Source organism: Spiroplasma endosymbiont of Apeira syringaria, from assembly GCF_964020205.1.
Lineage (GTDB): Bacteria > Bacillota_I > Bacilli_A > Mycoplasmatales > VBWQ01 > Spiroplasma_E > Spiroplasma_E ixodetis_A.
Genome location: NZ_OZ026543.1, coordinates 597,479 through 615,354, shown reverse-complemented (window position 1 = coordinate 615,354; position 17,876 = coordinate 597,479). Strand labels below are relative to the sequence as shown.

Below are 17,876 nucleotides of genomic sequence, written 5' to 3'. Positions count from 1 at the left end.
TACTAAACATTTCCGTTTATTCATCTAAAGATAAGATAAAACCAAGATGTTAAAGATGTTTGTGACCTTGAAAATATGGTGCCTGTGAGAATGCTAAATGTTTGATTACATTTTAAACATCTCATTCTTTTTAAATCAGAAGTATTCAAATTAAAACTAAAACACCTAATACATTTTTTTTCTTTCAAATTTGCTATATATGCAAGACATTGCTGTTCAGTTTGAAAAGCATTGTTGAATTCATTCAGTTTCATTATTCCCTCCACAAGTACATGTGGGGAGAAGTCCGTAAATTATTTCCATTTAAACGTAATTGTTGTGCCAATTGATTATCAGTAATTAAACCTTTATTATCTGCTAAATAAACTAAACTATCATAAAGACCATTAGTAATAAAAAATTTACTATTTGCAATATTTCTAAATTGAAACAAAGTATTTCAAGCCGATAACATTGATTTTAAATAGCCTACTGGTGTTGTATCTTCAATATCAATTTTAGTAGCAAATTTTGCAATTGCTTGTGTATCATCAATTGCCAATTTATCTGCTAAGTCATTAGCAACTTCATATTGCATACTATCTAATAAATTTTGTCCATTATTTGCTTTTAAATCTACATCTGTAATAATTTCTCCTGCAAGATATTTTTTAGTTATTTTTTTACTAATTTTATCTGTATCAACATATGGTAATTCATATCTTTTACTTTTATCATCTCAAGCAATAATTTTTACTTCTGGTTTTTTTGGTTTTTTAACAATAAACTCAATATTTACTGAGTCAACAATTTCAGTAGGGAAAAAGTTTGCCCATGGACTATTTGAAATTTTAAAAAACTCTATAAATTCTGGCGCTTCTACTAATCTCTCTGTATTGTCTAAATTTTGATTAAATGGTACTGACATTTTATTTCTTCCTTTCGTTTATAAATAATTTTTCTTTTTATAATTAATTAAAAAATTTTCTTTATCATTTTTTTTATTATTGCTAAATTGTAAAGGTAAGTGCAACTAAATTATTTTTCTATCCAAATATTCTATCGGTGAAAGATAATTTAGTATTTTTCTTGGTCTTTGGTTTAAAGACAATATAAATTTATGAACTTCATTTTTACAAGTTTTTGAAAAATTAAATTTTTTAGGAAATTTTTCTCTAATTAAACCATTAGTATTTTCATTAGTACCTCTTTGTCAAGGTGAATATGGATTTGCAAAATAAATTTTCACATCTAAATTTTTTTCAAGTTGTTGTCAATTTGAAAATTCTTTACCACGATCAAAAGTAATGGTTTTAACAATATTTTTAGGAAGAATTGATAAATAATGGCTAATATTTTTGTTAATAACTTTAGTAGTTCTGTTTTTAACTAATATTGCTAAAGTAAATCGTGATACTCTTTCAACTAAAGTTATTAAACATTTTTTACTTTTGCCTCGTGATGATACTATAGTATCTCCTTCTCAATGACCAAGTGTTATACGATCATTAATATTAAGATCTCTTTCTTTAATTGATTTGCTATTGAATTTGCCACGATTTTCTTGAGATTTGCGTTTTTTGCCTTTTCTTCTTAAATTTTTACTAGTAACTTGATCAAGCAATCCAGAATAAATTCAATTGTAAATTGTTTTAAAACTAATAACTCATTGTTTATGAAAATTTTTAATTCTGCCATAAATTTGTTCAGGTGATCAGCCTAATAATAGTTTTTGTTGCACATATTTTACTAAATCTTTATTTTTAAACTTATGAAAAAAAATATGTGATTGTTTTCTATTTTCAGCTTTATTTTGTGCAATCAATGAAAAATAATTACTATTATCTTGATTTCTATTAATTTCTCGAATAATAGTACTAATATTTCGATTAAGATTTTTAGCTATTTCACTAATTTTAACTTTAAATTTCAATTGATTCTCAATATAAATTCTTTCATCTACGCCAAGATGTTTATAACTCATATAAAAACTCCTTACTTTTTTTATAAAATAAATTTAGCATTATGAAATTTTTATATGAGAATTTTTTTGCAATTTTATTTACTTGCACTTACAAGTATAATTCAGCTATTAATAATTATTTGTTTATTGCCACCTGTATTAATTGTTTCTTTAAATACTGGTTGTTCTTTAATAATTTTACGGACTTCTCCCCACATGTACTTGTGGAGGGAATAATGAAACTGAATGAATTCAACAATGCTTTTCAAACTGAACAGCAATGTCTTCCATATATAGCAAATTTGAAAGAAAACAAATGTATTAGGTGTTTTAGTTTTAATTTGAATACTTCTGATTTAAAAAGAATGAGATGTTTAAAATGTAATCAAACATTTAGCATTCTCACAGGCACCATATTTTCAAGGTCACAAACATCTTTAACATCTTGGTTTTATCTTATCTTTAGATGAATAAACACCAAACATGGAATTCCATCAACAGATATTGCAAAAGAATTGGGAGTGACTTTGAAAACTGCTTGAAGAATGACTCATAAAATCAGAACACGTATTGCAAAACAAAAACCTCAATTTATTGTTGAAGGTACAGTGCAAATTGATGAAATGTATCTTTCACATATGGGTTTTAAAAAACAAGGAAGATCCTTGGTGAATAAAACCTTGATTGTTGGCATTTATTAAAAAACAACCAATAATTTAATTGTGAAAGTATTGAAAAACGCAAAGAGTAAAAATCTTTTGCAGTTTGCAAAAAACCACATTTCTTCAAAATGTCTTGTATATACTGATTCTTGAAAAGGATATTGCGATTTTAAATCAGTTTTCACTAAGCATGAAACAGTTAACCATCAAGATGGCTATGTTTCAAAAATTGGTGTAAATACCAACCAAATTTAATCAGTTTGAAAACATATAAGAAGAACATTTAAAACACATATCAAAGTTGCAAAACATCATGTTCATTTATATGCTAAAGAAGCTGCATATAAATTCAACAAGATACCTAGTTTTGAAACTGTAATTCTATGTTTGATTTAAAAATGTGGGGAGAAGTCCGTAGATAGGCTTTTCTCAGCATTTATGTGATAAAATTAAAATAGTACATAAAGGGAGAAAAGCCTAATTTTTTTAATAGTTTCTTCAATTTTTGAATTTTCTAAATTATGAGTTTTAAATTTTAAAAAATCATAAAATTCAGTTTTAACTTGATATTTTTTAAATATATTAATTATTTCTTTTTCTTTAATTTCTTGATTAAGTTTATTTAACTTATTTTCTGCTTCATTAACTTTATTTTCTATTTCTTGTTGAGCATTATTTTCAGTTAAAGGTTCAGTTGTTTGTTGAACATTATCTTCATTTTCTAACATTTAACATTCTCCTATAATCAATCTTTAACTAATTGTGGCATTTCACTTATTAATTTTTTATAATCATTAACTGCATTTTCTAATGCGTTAATATCAGTAAATTTAAAACAATTATCAATATGTAATTCAAAATCCCTATCAATTCTGATATCTTGTTTTCTATATTTTTCATTAAATTCAATTTTTGTCATATTATTTTTCTCCTTTATTAATTTTTTCGTTTAATTTTGCTAATTTTTTTTGATGTTTTATAATTTTGTTATTTGCTCTAACATGTTTTGGAGTTGTAATAAATTTTTTTAATAAAACAATAATTTCTCTGCAAATTAATGTTCCAACACTTGTTCCAATAATTATTAATTCATGTAAAAATTCTTTCATTTCAATATTTTCCTTTCAATTATTTATTATTTATTTTTGATTATTCATCAAATTCACCTTTATTAATTCTTTCAATCATACATTTTGCATCCATTAAAAGATTTGCAATTAAACGTTCATTCAGTCGTATATCTTCTAAATCTTTTTCATGTTGTTTTAATTTATCATTGTAATATTCAAGTAATTTTTCTTTATTCATTATTTTTCACCTCCTTTATAAACTCATGTGATTATAATCTCAATTTAATGAAGTATTATCATTATTTAATGGTACTTCGCTCATATTATCACTACCATATTGACTAGTTGTTTCACTATTAATTGTGAATCTATTATCATTAATTAATATTGCAGTTTCATTATTAAATGAAGTTTCTTGCATTTCTTGAATATGATTAGTTGTTTCCATTGGTAGTAAATTATGGATTATTTCACTTGCACCAGCAATTATGGTAGGTACTGCATAAGCATTATTAAAATCATTATTAATACCCATTGCTACACCACTAGAAATTAAACAACCACCATTAGCCATATTACAAATCTTTCTTATTGTTTCAAATCTATTAGGAATTAATTCAGTTAATCCACTGATAATATTTGATATACCATAAGCATTTAAACTAATATAAGTATCTCAATCCATTAATGACTGATTTTCTTGTTTATTTAATAGTAATCATGGATGACCTTCTGTTGTAGTTGTAGTAGTTATTGGAGTTGGTGTTGTTGGAATAATAGGAGTAATATTATTTTCACTTCATTTACTATAATTTGCTAATCCAATTGTTCCTAAACCTAATAATATTTTTTTAGAACTATTAATTAATTTAGTTTTAGTATTTGGTCTTTGATTTAAATTTCAAATATCTAAACCTAATTTTTTACCAAATAATAAACTATTAATTGAACCTAATACTGGATTTACAATTACTTGACCATAATAAGCACTTGTACCAATCATTGCACAAATTGGACTTATTCCATTTCTAATTAATTTAATTAAAGTATAATTTGATTGATTTTCTATATTTGGCATTTTATTCTCCTTTAATTTTCTAATTTTTTAATTGTTACTTTAATTAAACCTTGATAAACATCATTATCACCAACTATTAATGCAACATTACTTTCTGGGTCCGAAACAATTATGTGTTTGGATTTAACATTTGGGTATTGTCTTAAAATAATTGCTCTAATATCTGGATGGGTTACACTTTATTGGACACTAATTACATAGACAAGTGAACAAAGAAAGGAACTATAATTATGGCCAATATTAACTCATATACCGATGAATTTAAAAAACAAATAGTAGCTTTATATCAAAGTGGCAAATCAGTATCTTGCCTTGTTAAAGAATATAATGTTACAAGAGCAGCTACTTACAATTGAATTAAGCAATTTACTAATTCAGGTAGTTTTAAAACTAAAGATAATCGTTCTGTTGAAGAAAATGAATTAATTAAATTAAGAAAATAATTAAAACAATTAAGAATGGAAAATGATATTTTAAAGCAAGCAGCACTAATAATAGGCAGAAAGTAGAGATTATTGCAAATAATAAATCTAAATATAAAATTCGCACAATGTGTCATTTTTTAAAACTCTCTAAATCAACATATTATTTTAATTTAAAGAAAAAAAATAAAATTCAAAATAATATTTATGAACAAGCTGTTATTAGTGCTTTTAAAAAAAATAAAGAAGTTTATGGTACTAGAAGATTAAAAATCATTCTAGAAAACCAAGAAATTTATTTATCAAGACGAAAAATTAAAGAAATTATGAATAAACATAATTTAATATCAAAATACACTAAATTATCATTCAAAAATTATCATAATAAAGTCAATGATAGTCAAATAACCAATCTTGTTAATAGAAACTTTAATAATAGAGTTAAAAATGAAGTTATTGTTAGTGATTTAACTTATGTTCAAGTAAATGGTAAGTGAAACTATATTTGTTTATTAATTGACCTATTTAACCGCGAAATAATTGGACATAGTGTAGGTACTAAAAAAGATGCATCATTAGTATATCAAGCATTTATGCACTCAAATCGCTGTTTAAAAGATATTCAAATATTTCATAGTGATCGCGGTAATGAATTTAATAATAAAATTATTGATAAACTTTTACTAGCATTCAATATTAATCGCTCTTTAAGCAAAAAAGGTTGTCCTTATGATAACGCTGTTGCTGAAGCAACCTTTAAAACTTTCAAAACCGAATTTATTAATGATAAAAATTTTACATCATTAATCCAATTAAAATTCGAATTATTTGATTACATCAATTGATATAACAACATAAGAATTAACGGCACTTTAAACTACTTAACTCCAGTTAATTATCAAAAACAAATGTCTACCAAAAAATAGTCCTAAAAAGGGTTGCCATTCCAACTAATTGAAAATGGTCAATATGAACAAATAATTGACTATTTATATAAAGAACTAGATAATCATAAAAAATTAAAGAAAAAATATTTTAAAAATAATAAAAAAGGTATTGTTAATCAAAGTGCAAAGTGAAATATTGGTTGTTTTACTGAAACAAATATTTGACATGTTTTAAAAGAAATGATTTCTAATAGAACATATAGTATTTTTATTGGAAATGTTTAGTAATCTGTGTAACTTACAAAAATAACTATGTTTAATTAATTCTAGTAAATATAATTAAATGACTAGAAAGAGTGAGTTACAGATGGCTAAAAAAGATAACTTTAATAATAATGATCCAATATCAAAAGCAGTAGATTTATTACTAGAAAATACTGAAGATTTAACAACAGTTTTTAAACCTGGCGGTTTATATAAAGAATTAACAAAAAGATTAGTTGAAAAAATGTTGAATTCTGAAATGCAAAATTATTTAGGATATGAAAAAAATCAACATACTACTACTGAAAATGCTCGTAATGGTACAAGTTCAAAAAAATTAATAACTCAACAAGGTAAAATTGAAATTGATGTACCAAGAGATCGCAATAGTAATTTTACTCCTGTAATAGTTCCTAAAAGGCAAAGAAGATTTGATGGTTTTGATCAACAAGTTCTTTCCTTGTATGCAAAAGGAATGACATTATCTGACATTAGAATGCAGTTGCAAGAGTTATATCATGGTGCTGATATTAGTGAAAGTGTTATTAGTCAAATTACTGATGATGTTATTGATGATGTTAAAGCATGACAAAATCGACCATTAGAAAGTATTTATCCTATTGTTTATTTTGATTGTATAGTAGTTAAAGTACGACAAGATAAACGGATTATTAACAAATCAGTTTATATAGCATTAGGAGTTGATTTAGAAGGCAAAAAAGATGTTTTAGGATTATGAATTAGTGAAAATGAAGGTTCTAAGTTTTGATTATCTAATTTCACAGAAATGAAAAATCGTGGCTTAAATGATATTCTTATTGCTTGTAGTGATAATTTAACAGGCATGTCAGAAGCAATACAATCAGTTTATCCTAAAACAGAACATCAATTATGCATTGTTCATCAAATTAGAAATAGTTTAAAATATGTTTCATACAAACATCGAAAAGGTCTAGTTGCAGATTTAAAACCAATTTATAGTGCATGTAGTGAAGAACAAGCAATGCAAGCTTTAGAATCGTTTGAAAGTAAATGAAATAAACAATATCCTCAAATTACTAAATCTTGATATAAAAATTGAGATAATTTAATGGTTTTTATTAGTTATCCAGTAGAAATCAAAAGAGTGATTTATACTACAAATGCTATTGAATCTGTTAATAGTCAATTACGAAAAATCATCAGAAATAAAAAAGTTTTTCCTAATGATATGGCAGTTTTCAAAATATTTTACTTGGCAATTGAAAATATAACAAAAAAATGAACATTGCCTATTCAAAATTGAAATACAGCAATTGCTCATTTTATGATAAAATTTGAAGACAGAATTAATCTAAATTAGTAACTTTGTAAAACAAAGATACACAGATTATTAAAAAGCCTCTTTTTATTTATATAAAAATGGTTATTTCTAAATGTAATAGAATAAATTTAAAAACATAAAATTTAGATATTTTTATGTTAATTACAGAAGGCTTTTCTCCCTTTATGTACTATTTTAATTTTATCACATAAATGCTGAGAAAAGCCTATCTACGGACTTCTCCCCACATTTTTAAATCAAACATAGAATTACAGTTTCAAAAATAGGTATCTTGTTTAATTTATATGCAGCTTCTTTAGCATATAAATGAACATGATGTTTTGCAACTTTGATATGTGTTTTAAATGTTCTTCTTATATGTTTTCAAACTGATTCAATTTGGTTGGTATTTACACCAATTTTTGAAACATAGCCATCTTGATGGTTAACTGTTTCATGCTTAGTGAAAACTGATTTAAAATCGCAATATCATTTTCAAGAATCAGTATATACAAGACATTTTGAAGAAATGTGGTTTTTTGCAAACTGCAAAAGATTTTTACTCTTTGCGTTTTTCAAGACTTTCACAATTAAATTATTGGTTGTTTTTTGATAAATGCCAACAATCAAGGTTTTATTCACCAAGGATCTTCCTTGTTTTTTAAAACCCATATGTGAAAGATACATTTCATCAATTTGCACTGTACCTTCAACAATAAATTGAGGTTTTTGTTTTGCAATACGTGTTCTGATTTTATGAGTCATTCTTCAAGCAGTTTTCAAAGTCACTCCCAATTCTTTTGCAATATCTGTTGATGGAATTCCATGTTTGGTGTTTATTCATCTAAAGATAAGATAAAACCAAGATGTTAAAGATGTTTGTGACCTTGAAAATATTGTGCCTGTGAGAATGCTAAATGTTTGATTACATTTTAAACATCTCATTATTTTTAAATCAGAATTATTCAAATTAAAATTAAAACACCTAATACATTTGTTTTCTTTCAAATTTGCTATATATGCAAGACATTGCTGTTCAGTTTGAAAAGCATTGTTGAATTCATTCAGTTTCATTATTCCCTCCACAAGTACATGTGGGGAGAAGTCCGTTACAGAATATAAAAACTTATTAAATTAAAATTTAATAAGAATTTTTGTTGTATATTGATGTTAATTAAATATTTATAAATTTCATAATTTGTATTTTAGTTGTAATTATTTTTACTAAGTAGTATTATTAATTTACAATTACATAACAAAAGTCTTAATTTATTCTCGTCTAAATAATAATAAAGACAGTATTGAATAATTTATTCCGCATTTTTGTTATTCGCCCAATTTAATTTGATAATTATTATATAACCTAATTACCAATTTAATAATTAGGTTATTTTATCGTTTATTTTTTTTCAAAAAGTAAAAATTATCAAAAAAAAAATAAATGTAATAAAATACTACTAGTATAAATTAAATATGAATTAATAAGTGCTGCTGTAATAGTATAGTATAAATCAAAAATTAGATATTTTAGCAATTAAGTATTGCAAGTGCTAATGTTTTATATTATAATCCAGTTAATACATTATTTGAGGTGAGACAATGAAGATAAAAAATATTACTAATATTCCAGTACTAGTAACAAGAGGAAGTTTTGTTTTCCCAACAGTTGAAATAGAACTAGAAGTTGGCAGACATAAATCAGTAGCGGCAATTAATGAATCGGTAGCTAAGTTTAATTCAGAAATTATTTTAGTTTCGCAAAAGGATCCAAAAGTAGATAATCCTCAATTAAGTGAAGTCTACAATCATGGTACTTTGTGTAAAGTGCAAATTCAAAAAAGTCATAATGATGGTACACTTACCGTATTTTTTTATGGACAACAAAGAGTTAAAGTTTCTAATTTTTATGATGATAAATTTTATACAGGAGATGCTGAAACTTTAGTTAGTCCTAATGTTTCAAAATCATTAGAAGAAGAGTTGATCCAAAGAATTGTAAATAATTTACAACAGATTTTAGATGTTCATGGTTCAATTCCACAAGGTGTAATTAGTCAAATCACCGATGGAATGAAAGCTAGTGAAATTATTGATAAAATGGCTCAATTTTTACCATTTTTAACTATCAATAAACGCCAAGAAATTTTACAAGAAATTGATATTAATAAACGTTTAGATTTATTATTGAAAGATGTTGGTGGTCAAAAACAAGTTGGTGCTATTGAAAAGGATTTAACAGCTAAAATTAAAGATCGTATTGATGAACAACAACGTGAATATTATTTACGAGAAAGATTGCGTGCTATTAAAGAAGAATTAGGCGAAATTGATGGTAAGTCTAATGAAATGAAACGTTATTTAGAACGTTTAGAAACAGAAGAGTTTCCTGAAGCAATCAAAACTCGTGTTAAAGAAGAAATTAGTCGTTATGAAGATATGCCACAAGCTTCAAGTGAATCAAATATAATTCGTACATACATTGATTGAATGATGACTTTACCTTGATTTCAAAAAAGTGAAGAAAAATTTGATTTAATTAATGCAAAAAAAATTCTTGATAAATATCACTATGGTTTAGAAAAAGTTAAAGAAAGAATTATTGAATATCTTGCTGTTAAAAAAATGGCTAAGGCAATGCCAGGGCAAATTATTTGTTTAGTTGGTCCTCCTGGTGTTGGTAAGACTTCTTTAGCTAAATCAATTGCTGAAGCGATGGGGCGTACTTTCGTTAAAGTTTCACTTGGTGGAGTTAAAGATGAATCTGAAATTCGTGGTCATCGTAAAACTTATATTGGTGCGATGCCAGGAAGAATTATCCAAGGTATGAAACGTGCTAAAGTTATTAATCCATTATTTTTATTAGATGAAATTGATAAAATGTCATCTGATTATCGTGGTGATCCAGCTAGTGCTATGTTAGAAGTATTAGATCCTGAACAAAATGCTAATTTTTCAGATCATTATATTGAAGAAAATTATGATTTATCACAAGTTATGTTTCTAGCAACAGCTAATTATATGGAAGGTATCCCTGAACCATTAAAAGATCGAATGGAAATTATTGAGCTTTCTTCATATACAGAATTAGAAAAACTTGAAATTGCAAAAAAATATTTAATTCCTCGTGTTATTGAAATTACTGGTTTAAATAATAAAATGTTAAAATTTAAACCAAATTCAATTGAAGAAATAATTAAATATTATACAAGAGAATCAGGTGTTCGACAATTAGAAAGATTATTAAATAAAATTGCTCGTAAATTTATTGTTAAACTTTTGAATAAAAAAATTATTACTGAAGAAATTGTTGCTGATAATGTTAAAGATTATTTAGGAAAACAAATTTTCGATTATACTAAAAAAGAAAATGAATCACAAATTGGAGTGGTAACTGGTCTTGCTTATACTCAATATGGTGGTGATATCTTACCAATTGAAGTAAACTACTTTAAAGGAAAAGGTAATTTAGTATTAACTGGTAAATTAGGTGAAGTTATGAAAGAATCTGCTACTATTGCTTTAGATTATATTAAAGCAAATGCTATTACTTTCAATATTCCTGATACTTTCTTTGCAGAACATGATATTCATATCCATGTTCCTGAAGGAGCAGTGCCAAAGGATGGTCCAAGTGCTGGTATTACTTTAACAACTGCAATTATTTCTGCTCTGACAAGTAGACCTGTATCAAAAGATATTGGTATGACAGGTGAAATTACACTTCGTGGTCATGTATTACCAATTGGTGGATTAAAAGAAAAATCAATTTCTGCTCATCGTAGTGGACTAAAAACAATTTTAATTCCAAAAGCTAATATAAAAGACTTAGAAGATATTCCAGAAGAAGTAAAGAAAAAATTAAATATTGTTTCAGTTGAATTTTATTCTGAAGTATATGATTTTATTTTTAATAAACATAAAGCAAAAATTCACTCACCTATTAATAATATTAAACCAACTTCAAGTATTATTGATGAAGGTTAAAATCTAATTAAATTATTAATAACTATAACTTTAAAAAAGTAAATACTAAAAACAAGTATTTACTTTTTTTATATAAAATTTTTTTATATTTGTGATAAATTTGATTTGCTTTTATTTGTTACAGAAAAATTAATTTCCGAATTTACACTTTTAATTATATTTTTTTTGTTAATTCGTAATATTAGTTCATTGATTTTTACTAAATTTTGTTGTTTAATTTCTTTGATTTTTGTTAAAATAGTTATTTTTGTTTCTATTTTTTTATTTCAATTAAATAATCCAATAGTAAGTATTTTCATTATTTTATTTATTTTTTTATTTATTTTTTTATTATTTAATTTTTTTGATAGGTTATTTATTGAATTTATAAAAGGCTTTTCTCCCTTTATGTACTATTTTAATTTTATCACATAAATGCTGAGAAAAGCCTATCTACGGACTTCTCCCCACATTTTTAAATCAAACATAGAATTACAGTTTCAAAACTAGGTATCTTGTTGAATTTATATGCAGCTTCTTTAGCATATAAATGAACATGATGTTTTGCAACTTTGATATGTGTTTTAAATGTTCTTCTTATATGTTTTCAAACTGATTCAATTTGGTTGGTATTTACACCAATTTTTGAAACATAGCCATCTTGATGGTTAACTGTTTCATGCTTAGTGAAAACTGATTTAAAATCGCAATATCCTTTTCAAGAATCAGTATATACAAGACATTTTGAAGAAATGTGGTTTTTTGCAAACTGCAAAAGATTTTTACTCTTTGCGTTTTTCAATACTTTCACAATTAAATTATTGGTTGTTTTTTGATAAATGCCAACAATCAAGGTTTTATTCACCAAGGATCTTCCTTGTTTTTTAAAACCCATATGTGAAAGATACATTTCATCAATTTGCACTGTACTTTCAACAATAAATTGAGGTTTTTGTTTTGCAATACGTGTTCTGATTTTATGAGTCATTCTTCAAGCAGTTTTCAAAGTCACTCCCAATTCTTTTGCAATATCTGTTGATGGAATTCCATGTTTGGTGTTTATTCATCTAAAGATAAGATAAAACCAAGATGTTAAAGATGTTTGTGACCTTGAAAATATGGTGCCTGTGAGAATGCTAAATGTTTGATTACATTTTAAACATCTCATTCTTTTTAAATCAGAAGTATTCAAATTAAAACTAAAACACCTAATACATTTGTTTTCTTTCAAATTTGCTATATATGCAAGACATTGCTGTTCAGTTTGAAAAGCATTTTTGAATTCATTCAGTTTCATTATTCCCTCCACAAGTACATGTGGGGAGAAGTCCGTAATTTAATTGTGAAAGTATTGAAAAACGCAAAGAGTAAAAATCTTTTGCAGTTTGCAAAAAACCACATTTCTTCAAAATGTCTTGTATATACTGATTCTTGAAAAGGATATTGCGATTTTAAATCAGTTTTCACTAAGCATGAAACAGTTAACCATCAAGATGGCTATGTTTCAAAAATTGGTGTAAATACCAACCAAATTGAATCAGTTTGAAAACATATAAGAAGAACATTTAAAACACATATCAAAGTTGCAAAACATCATGTTCATTTATATGCTAAAGAAGCTGCATATAAATTCAACAAGATACCTAGTTTTGAAACTGTAATTCTATGTTTGATTTAAAAATGTGGGGAGAAGTCCGTAGATAGGCTTTTCTCAGCATTTATGTGATAAAATTAAAATAGTACATAAAGGGAGAAAAGCCTTTAATTTTTATAACTTAAAAAACAAGTAATATTTATGTAGTAATTATGATAAAATTATAAAGTTATAGGAAGTAAGTAATTATGATTAAAGATAAAAAAAATAATGTTGAAATCATTAATGTCAGTAAAAACTATGATAGTAATGAAGTCATTAAAAATGTTAGTCTGAATATTGCTATTGGTGCCAAAATTGGTATTGTTGGCCCCAATGGTACTGGAAAAACAACATTATGTGAAATTATTTCCCAACTTCGTAAACCAACAACAGGTACTATTAATATTAAACCTGATTTAAAAATAGGCATGCAATTACAAGAAACTAAATTTCCTCGTGGTCTAACTGGTTGAGATATGGCCCAATATTATATGAGAGCTTATCGTTTAAATAAGTCTGTTGAAGACATTCAAAAGTTATTGTACTATTTGGACGCTGAAGCATTTATTAATAAACCTATTATTACTTTATCGGGCGGTCAACAACAAAAAATTAATATTTTATTAGCATTAATTGTTGAACCAGATTTATTAATTTTAGATGAATTAGCTACGGGATTAGATTTAGAGGTACGTGAGCGAATTTATGAATTACTAGAAAAAGAAGTTTTTATTAAACCTAATCTTTCAGTATTGATTGTTTCACATAATATGCAAGAAATTGAACGTTTTTGTCAACAAATTATTTTCATGTTTGAAGGTTCAATTATTAGTATAAATGATGTTAAAACTGTTGTTAAAGAATATGGAAGTATTGAAGAATATGTTAAAACTAAATTTAAATAAGGCTTTTCTCCCTTTATGTACTATTTTAATTTTATCACATAAATGCTGAGAAAAGCCTATCTACGGACTTCTCCCCACATTTTTAAATCAAACATAGAATTACAGTTTCAAAACTAGGTATCTTGTTGAATTTATATGCAGCTTCTTTAGCATATAAATGAACATGATGTTTTGCAACTTTGATATGTGTTTTAAATGTTCTTCTTATATGTTTTCAAACTGATTCAATTTGGTTGGTATTTACACCAATTTTTGAAACATAGCCATCTTGATGGTTAACTGTTTCATGCTTAGTGAAAACTGATTTAAAATCGCAATATCCTTTTCAAGAATCAGTATATACAAGACATTTTGAAGAAATGTGGTTTTTTGCAAACTGCAAAAGATTTTTACTCTTTGCGTTTTTCAATACTTTCACAATTAAATTATTGGTTGTTTTTTGATAAATGCCAACAATCAAGGTTTTATTCACCAAGGATCTTCCTTGTTTTTTAAAACCCATATGTGAAAGATACATTTCATCAATTTGCACTGTACCTTCAACAATAAATTGAGGTTTTTGTTTTGCAATACGTGTTCTGATTTTATGAGTCATTCTTCAAGCAGTTTTCAAAGTCACTCCCAATTCTTTTGCAATATCTGTTGATGGAATTCCATGTTTGGTGTTTATTCATCTAAAGATAAGATAAAACCAAGATGTTAAAGATGTTTGTGACCTTGAAAATATGGTGCCTGTGAGAATGCTAAATGTTTGATTACATTTTAAACATCTCATTCTTTTTAAATCAGAAGTATTCAAATTAAAATTAAAACACCTAATACATTTGTTTTCTTTCAAATTTGCTATATATGCAAGACATTGCTGTTCAGTTTGAAAAGCATTGTTGAATTCATTCAGTTTCATTATTCCCTCCACAAGTACATGTGGGGAGAAGTCCGTTAAAGAATATAAAATAGGTATGTATGATAGCGAAGCGTTATTAAAAAGATTAGGAGGGAAAAATAATGAAAAATGAGCTAAGTCTTGAAAAAAACACCTTAAAAAACAAAAATAATGATTGATCTCTTCTTAATTTATTTTGAAGTTATTTAAAACGTAATCGTTCAATTATTATTTTTTCAGTTTTCGTTTCACCATTGATTTTTATTGGTGCATCAATTGGTGGAAATAATCAAATATTATCATCACCTGCTGGTAAAAATATTGGACGATTTATTTTGATGATTATTTGATTGACACAAACTGCTTCCTTTTCAATTCAAACTTTTTTAGCTATTTTACTAGATTTAAAACAAAGCGTAGTTTATCGACGCATTGGTTTAACAAGAATTAGCAAAACCAAGTTTATTATTATAACATCAATATTTAATTTAGCTTTAGTTTTAATTTCTGATATTATTATTTTTATTGGTGTTATTATTATTGTGGAATGGCAACCCTTTTTAGGAATATTTTTTGGTAGACATTTGTTTTTGATAATTAACTGGAGTTAAGTAGTTTAAAGTGCCGTGAATTCTTATGTTGTTATATCAATTGATGTAATCAAATAATTCTAATTTTAATTGGATTAATGATGTAAAATTTTTATCATTAATAAATTCGGTTTTGAAAGTTTTAAAGGTTGCTTCAGCAACAGCGTTATCATAAGGACAACCTTTTTTGCTTAAAGAGCGATTAATATTGAATGCTAGTAAAAGTTTATCAATAATTTTATTATTAAATTCATTACCGCGATCACTATGAAATATTTGAATATCTTTTAAACAGCGATTTGAGTGCATAAATGCTTGATATACTAATGATGCATCTTTTTTAGTACCTACACTATGTCCAATTATTTCGCGGTTAAATAGGTCAATTAATAAACAAATATATGGAATGGCAACCTTTTTTAGGACTATTTTTTGGTAGACATTTGTTTTTGATAATTAACTGGAGTTAAGTAGTTTAAAGTGCTGTGAATTCTTATGTTGTTATATCAATTGATGTAATCAAATAATTCTAATTTTAATTGGATTAATGATGTAAAATTTTTATCATTAATAAATTCGGTTTTGAAAGTTTTAAAGGTTGCTTCAGCAACAGCGTTATCATAAGGACAACCTTTTTTGCTTAAAGAGCGATTAATATTGAATGCTAGTAAAAGTTTATCAATAATTTTATTATTAAATTCATTACCGCGATCACTATGAAATATTTGAATATCTTTTAAACAGCGATTTGAGTGCATAAATGCTTGATATACTAATGATGCATCTTTTTTAGTACCTACACTATGTCCAATTATTTCGCGGTTAAATAGGTCAATTAATAAACAAATATAGTTTCACTTACCATTTACTTGAACATAAGTTAAATCACTAACAATAACTTCATTTTTAACTCTATTATTAAAGTTTCTATCAACAAGATTGTTTATTGGACTATCGTTAACTTTGTTATTATGATTTTTGTATGATAATTTAGTGTATTTTGATATTAAATTATGTTTATTCATAATTTCTTTAATTTTTCGTCTTGATAAATAAATTTCTTGGTTTTCTAGAATGACTTTTAATCTTCTAGTACCATAAACTTCTTTATTTTCTTTAAAAGCACTAATAACAGCTTCATCATAAATATTATTTTTGATTTTATTTTCTTTTTTCTTTAAATTAAAATAATATGTTGATTTAGAGATTTTTAAAAAATGACACATTGTGCGAATTTTATATTTAACTTTATTTTTGACAATAATTTCTATTTTCTGCCTATTATTAGTGCTGCTTGCTTTAAAATATCATTTTCCATTCTTAATTGTTTTAATTCTTTTCTTAATTTAATTAATTCATTTTCTTCAACAGAACGATTATCTTTAGTTTTAAAACTACCTGAATTAGTAAATTGCTTAATTCAATTGTAAGTAGCTGCTCTTGTAACATTATATTCTTTAGCAAGGCAAGATACTGATTTGCCACTTTGATATAAAGCTACTATTTGTTTTTTAAATTCATCGGTATATGAGTTAATATTGGCCATAATTATAGTTCCTTTCTTTGTTCACTTGTCTACGTAATTAGTGTCCAATAAAGTGTAACCCATCCATTGGTTATGTTGTTCCTTTATCTGGAATGATTAGTTCCATTTTTAATTGACAATTATTAATTATTATTTTATTTACATTATTTTTTTCTATTACTATTACTAGTATTGCTTTGCTAATGTCAGTTATTATTAAAAGTCGTACTGGACAAGCAATTGTTAGTTTATTTACTAGTTTATTAATTGTTGCGCCATTAATTATTTTAACTTACTTTTTAGCTAGTCTTATTGGTGAAGGATTAGTTTCAAGTATTGGTGCTGGTGCTGTTGTTGGTATTTTAGTGGGTATATTTATTGCCTTAAATCTTATTAGTTGTGGCATTTATTATTTAACTTGAAAACTATTTAAATGATTTGATTAATTTTTATAAAAGTATGTAATGAATTATAAAATAACAAAGGAGTGAAAATATACAATGCCTAAAAATATAAGAAAATATGTTATTGATGAACAACCAATTAATTATTTTGATAAAGTTAAAGCATGATTAGATAATCAAAATAAATTTGAAAATTTAGAACTATTATCAGAAGTTGCATCTCAACAAAACTATTTAAAACAAAGTGATAAGTTAAATACTAAAGTAATAAATCAATTAGAAAATAAATATTTGGAAAATGTTTCAAATTTAAATCAAAAATTGAAAATGTTTTAATATAAT

The 17,876-nt window shown here is 25.5% G+C and carries 24 protein-coding genes and 2 pseudogenes; 12 read left to right on the top strand and 14 right to left on the bottom strand.

Features of this window, described 5'->3' with window-relative positions; genetic code table 4:
* Nucleotides 1-2: 2 nt before the first annotated feature.
* The 4 genes from AACL02_RS03830 to AACL02_RS03815 all read right to left on the bottom strand — a co-directional run bounded on the left by AACL02_RS03830 (nt 3) and on the right by AACL02_RS03815 (nt 2,160).
* Nucleotides 3-254, bottom strand: a complete 252-nt coding sequence (locus AACL02_RS03830) for a hypothetical protein (protein ID WP_339042853.1) — start codon at nt 252-254, stop codon at nt 3-5.
* Complete coding sequence (locus AACL02_RS03825; protein WP_339042852.1) at nt 254-907, bottom strand: hypothetical protein; 654 nt, start codon at nt 905-907, stop codon at nt 254-256. Before AACL02_RS03825 ends, AACL02_RS03830 begins: the two co-directional genes overlap by 1 nt.
* A 105-nt stretch (nt 908-1,012) precedes the next feature.
* The gene (locus AACL02_RS03820) at nt 1,013-1,963 is read right to left on the bottom strand and encodes an IS30 family transposase (RefSeq protein WP_339040235.1); all 951 of its coding nucleotides are present in this window, start codon (nt 1,961-1,963) and stop codon (nt 1,013-1,015) included.
* 74 nt (nt 1,964-2,037) lie between these two features.
* On the bottom strand, nt 2,038-2,160 hold the full coding sequence (locus AACL02_RS03815) for a hypothetical protein (RefSeq protein WP_339042851.1): 123 nt from the start codon (nt 2,158-2,160) through the stop codon (nt 2,038-2,040).
* Nucleotides 2,161-2,178: 18 nt separating this feature from the next.
* Here AACL02_RS03815 and AACL02_RS03810 point away from each other — a divergent pair, with 18 nt between their 5' ends.
* On the top strand, nt 2,179-2,643 hold the full coding sequence (locus tag AACL02_RS03810; RefSeq protein WP_339042850.1) for a hypothetical protein: 465 nt from the start codon (nt 2,179-2,181) through the stop codon (nt 2,641-2,643).
* Nucleotides 2,644-2,658: 15 nt separating this feature from the next.
* Entirely contained in the window at nt 2,659-2,859 is a 201-nt protein-coding gene (locus tag AACL02_RS03805) for a transposase (protein WP_339043556.1), read from the top strand.
* 194 nt (nt 2,860-3,053) lie between these two features.
* Here the strand turns inward: AACL02_RS03805 and AACL02_RS03800 are convergent, their stop codons facing one another.
* Genes AACL02_RS03800 through AACL02_RS03780 form a run of 5 tightly spaced genes read right to left on the bottom strand, consistent with a single transcriptional unit; the run spans nt 3,054 to nt 4,752 of the window.
* Nucleotides 3,054-3,332 carry a hypothetical protein gene (locus tag AACL02_RS03800; RefSeq protein ID WP_339042849.1) on the bottom strand — a complete coding sequence of 93 codons (279 nt, stop codon included), beginning with the start codon at nt 3,330-3,332 and terminating at the stop codon, nt 3,054-3,056.
* Nucleotides 3,333-3,343: 11 nt separating this feature from the next.
* Nucleotides 3,344-3,523, bottom strand: coding sequence for a hypothetical protein (locus AACL02_RS03795; protein ID WP_339042848.1), 180 nt, complete (start codon nt 3,521-3,523; stop codon nt 3,344-3,346).
* 1 nt (nt 3,524) lies between these two features.
* Nucleotides 3,525-3,713, bottom strand: coding sequence for a hypothetical protein (locus AACL02_RS03790; protein WP_281748785.1), 189 nt, complete (start codon nt 3,711-3,713; stop codon nt 3,525-3,527).
* A 40-nt stretch (nt 3,714-3,753) separates the two neighbouring features.
* Nucleotides 3,754-3,912: a hypothetical protein gene (locus tag AACL02_RS03785; protein ID WP_281748786.1), complete on the bottom strand. Its 159-nt coding sequence runs from the start codon at nt 3,910-3,912 to the stop codon at nt 3,754-3,756.
* Nucleotides 3,913-3,927: 15 nt separating this feature from the next.
* Nucleotides 3,928-4,752, bottom strand: coding sequence for a hypothetical protein (locus AACL02_RS03780; protein WP_339042847.1), 825 nt, complete (start codon nt 4,750-4,752; stop codon nt 3,928-3,930).
* Between the two features lie 230 nt (nt 4,753-4,982).
* Between AACL02_RS03780 and AACL02_RS03775 the strand changes: the two are divergent.
* The 3 genes and pseudogenes from AACL02_RS03775 to AACL02_RS03765 all read left to right on the top strand — a co-directional run bounded on the left by AACL02_RS03775 (nt 4,983) and on the right by AACL02_RS03765 (nt 7,667).
* Nucleotides 4,983-6,100 (top strand): annotated as a pseudogene (locus tag AACL02_RS03775) (IS3 family transposase).
* A gap of 12 nt (nt 6,101-6,112) precedes the next feature.
* Nucleotides 6,113-6,346 (top strand): hypothetical protein, encoded by a 234-nt coding sequence (locus AACL02_RS03770; protein ID WP_339042846.1) that lies wholly within the window; start codon nt 6,113-6,115, stop codon nt 6,344-6,346.
* 82 nt (nt 6,347-6,428) lie between these two features.
* Entirely contained in the window at nt 6,429-7,667 is a 1,239-nt protein-coding gene (locus tag AACL02_RS03765; RefSeq protein WP_339043554.1) for an IS256 family transposase, read from the top strand.
* Between the two features lie 213 nt (nt 7,668-7,880).
* Here the strand turns inward: AACL02_RS03765 and AACL02_RS03760 are convergent, their stop codons facing one another.
* Nucleotides 7,881-8,696: an IS1595 family transposase gene (locus tag AACL02_RS03760; RefSeq protein WP_339043552.1), complete on the bottom strand. Its 816-nt coding sequence runs from the start codon at nt 8,694-8,696 to the stop codon at nt 7,881-7,883.
* A 531-nt stretch (nt 8,697-9,227) separates the two neighbouring features.
* On the opposite strand from AACL02_RS03760, the gene lon reads away from it, so the two are divergent.
* Entirely contained in the window at nt 9,228-11,612 is a 2,385-nt protein-coding gene (gene lon, locus AACL02_RS03755; RefSeq protein WP_339042845.1) for an endopeptidase La, read from the top strand.
* 454 nt (nt 11,613-12,066) lie between these two features.
* Here lon and AACL02_RS03750 read toward each other — a convergent pair whose 3' ends face one another.
* A complete protein-coding gene (locus AACL02_RS03750; protein WP_339043550.1) occupies nt 12,067-12,579 on the bottom strand; it encodes an IS1595 family transposase in 513 nt (170 codons plus the stop codon).
* Between the two features lie 327 nt (nt 12,580-12,906).
* Here AACL02_RS03750 and AACL02_RS03745 point away from each other — a divergent pair, with 327 nt between their 5' ends.
* Nucleotides 12,907-13,269 (top strand): transposase, encoded by a 363-nt coding sequence (locus tag AACL02_RS03745; RefSeq protein ID WP_339041852.1) that lies wholly within the window; start codon nt 12,907-12,909, stop codon nt 13,267-13,269.
* A 164-nt stretch (nt 13,270-13,433) separates the two neighbouring features.
* Complete coding sequence (locus AACL02_RS03740) at nt 13,434-14,132, top strand: ABC transporter ATP-binding protein (protein ID WP_339042844.1); 699 nt, start codon at nt 13,434-13,436, stop codon at nt 14,130-14,132.
* 82 nt (nt 14,133-14,214) lie between these two features.
* Here AACL02_RS03740 and AACL02_RS03735 read toward each other — a convergent pair whose 3' ends face one another.
* Nucleotides 14,215-15,036, bottom strand: coding sequence for an IS1595 family transposase (locus AACL02_RS03735; protein ID WP_281747836.1), 822 nt, complete (start codon nt 15,034-15,036; stop codon nt 14,215-14,217).
* Here AACL02_RS03735 and AACL02_RS03730 point away from each other — a divergent pair.
* Together AACL02_RS03730 and AACL02_RS03725 are read left to right on the top strand one after the other, a co-directional pair.
* Complete coding sequence (locus AACL02_RS03730; protein ID WP_339042843.1) at nt 15,017-15,187, top strand: hypothetical protein; 171 nt, start codon at nt 15,017-15,019, stop codon at nt 15,185-15,187. The genes AACL02_RS03735 and AACL02_RS03730 overlap by 20 nt on opposite strands.
* The gene (locus AACL02_RS03725; protein WP_339042842.1) at nt 15,138-15,626 is read left to right on the top strand and encodes a hypothetical protein; all 489 of its coding nucleotides are present in this window, start codon (nt 15,138-15,140) and stop codon (nt 15,624-15,626) included. Before AACL02_RS03730 ends, AACL02_RS03725 begins: the two co-directional genes overlap by 50 nt.
* Here AACL02_RS03725 and AACL02_RS03720 read toward each other — a convergent pair.
* Both AACL02_RS03720 and AACL02_RS03715 read right to left on the bottom strand, forming a co-directional pair.
* Nucleotides 15,576-16,007: pseudogene (locus AACL02_RS03720) on the bottom strand (IS3 family transposase); the annotation flags it as partial. The gene AACL02_RS03725 and the pseudogene AACL02_RS03720 overlap by 51 nt on opposite strands.
* Nucleotides 16,008-16,030: 23 nt before the next feature.
* Nucleotides 16,031-17,151 (bottom strand): IS3 family transposase gene (locus AACL02_RS03715; RefSeq protein ID WP_339040217.1). Its coding sequence is split into 2 segments (ribosomal slippage): nt 16,031-16,908 and nt 16,908-17,151, totalling 1,122 coding nucleotides; the frame shifts between segments, so codons are not numbered across the junction.
* 182 nt (nt 17,152-17,333) lie between these two features.
* Here AACL02_RS03715 and AACL02_RS03710 point away from each other — a divergent pair.
* A complete protein-coding gene (locus tag AACL02_RS03710; RefSeq protein ID WP_339042841.1) occupies nt 17,334-17,576 on the top strand; it encodes a hypothetical protein in 243 nt (80 codons plus the stop codon).
* A 54-nt stretch (nt 17,577-17,630) separates the two neighbouring features.
* A complete protein-coding gene (locus AACL02_RS03705) occupies nt 17,631-17,870 on the top strand; it encodes a hypothetical protein (RefSeq protein WP_338960177.1) in 240 nt (79 codons plus the stop codon).
* Nucleotides 17,871-17,876 lie beyond the last annotated feature (6 nt).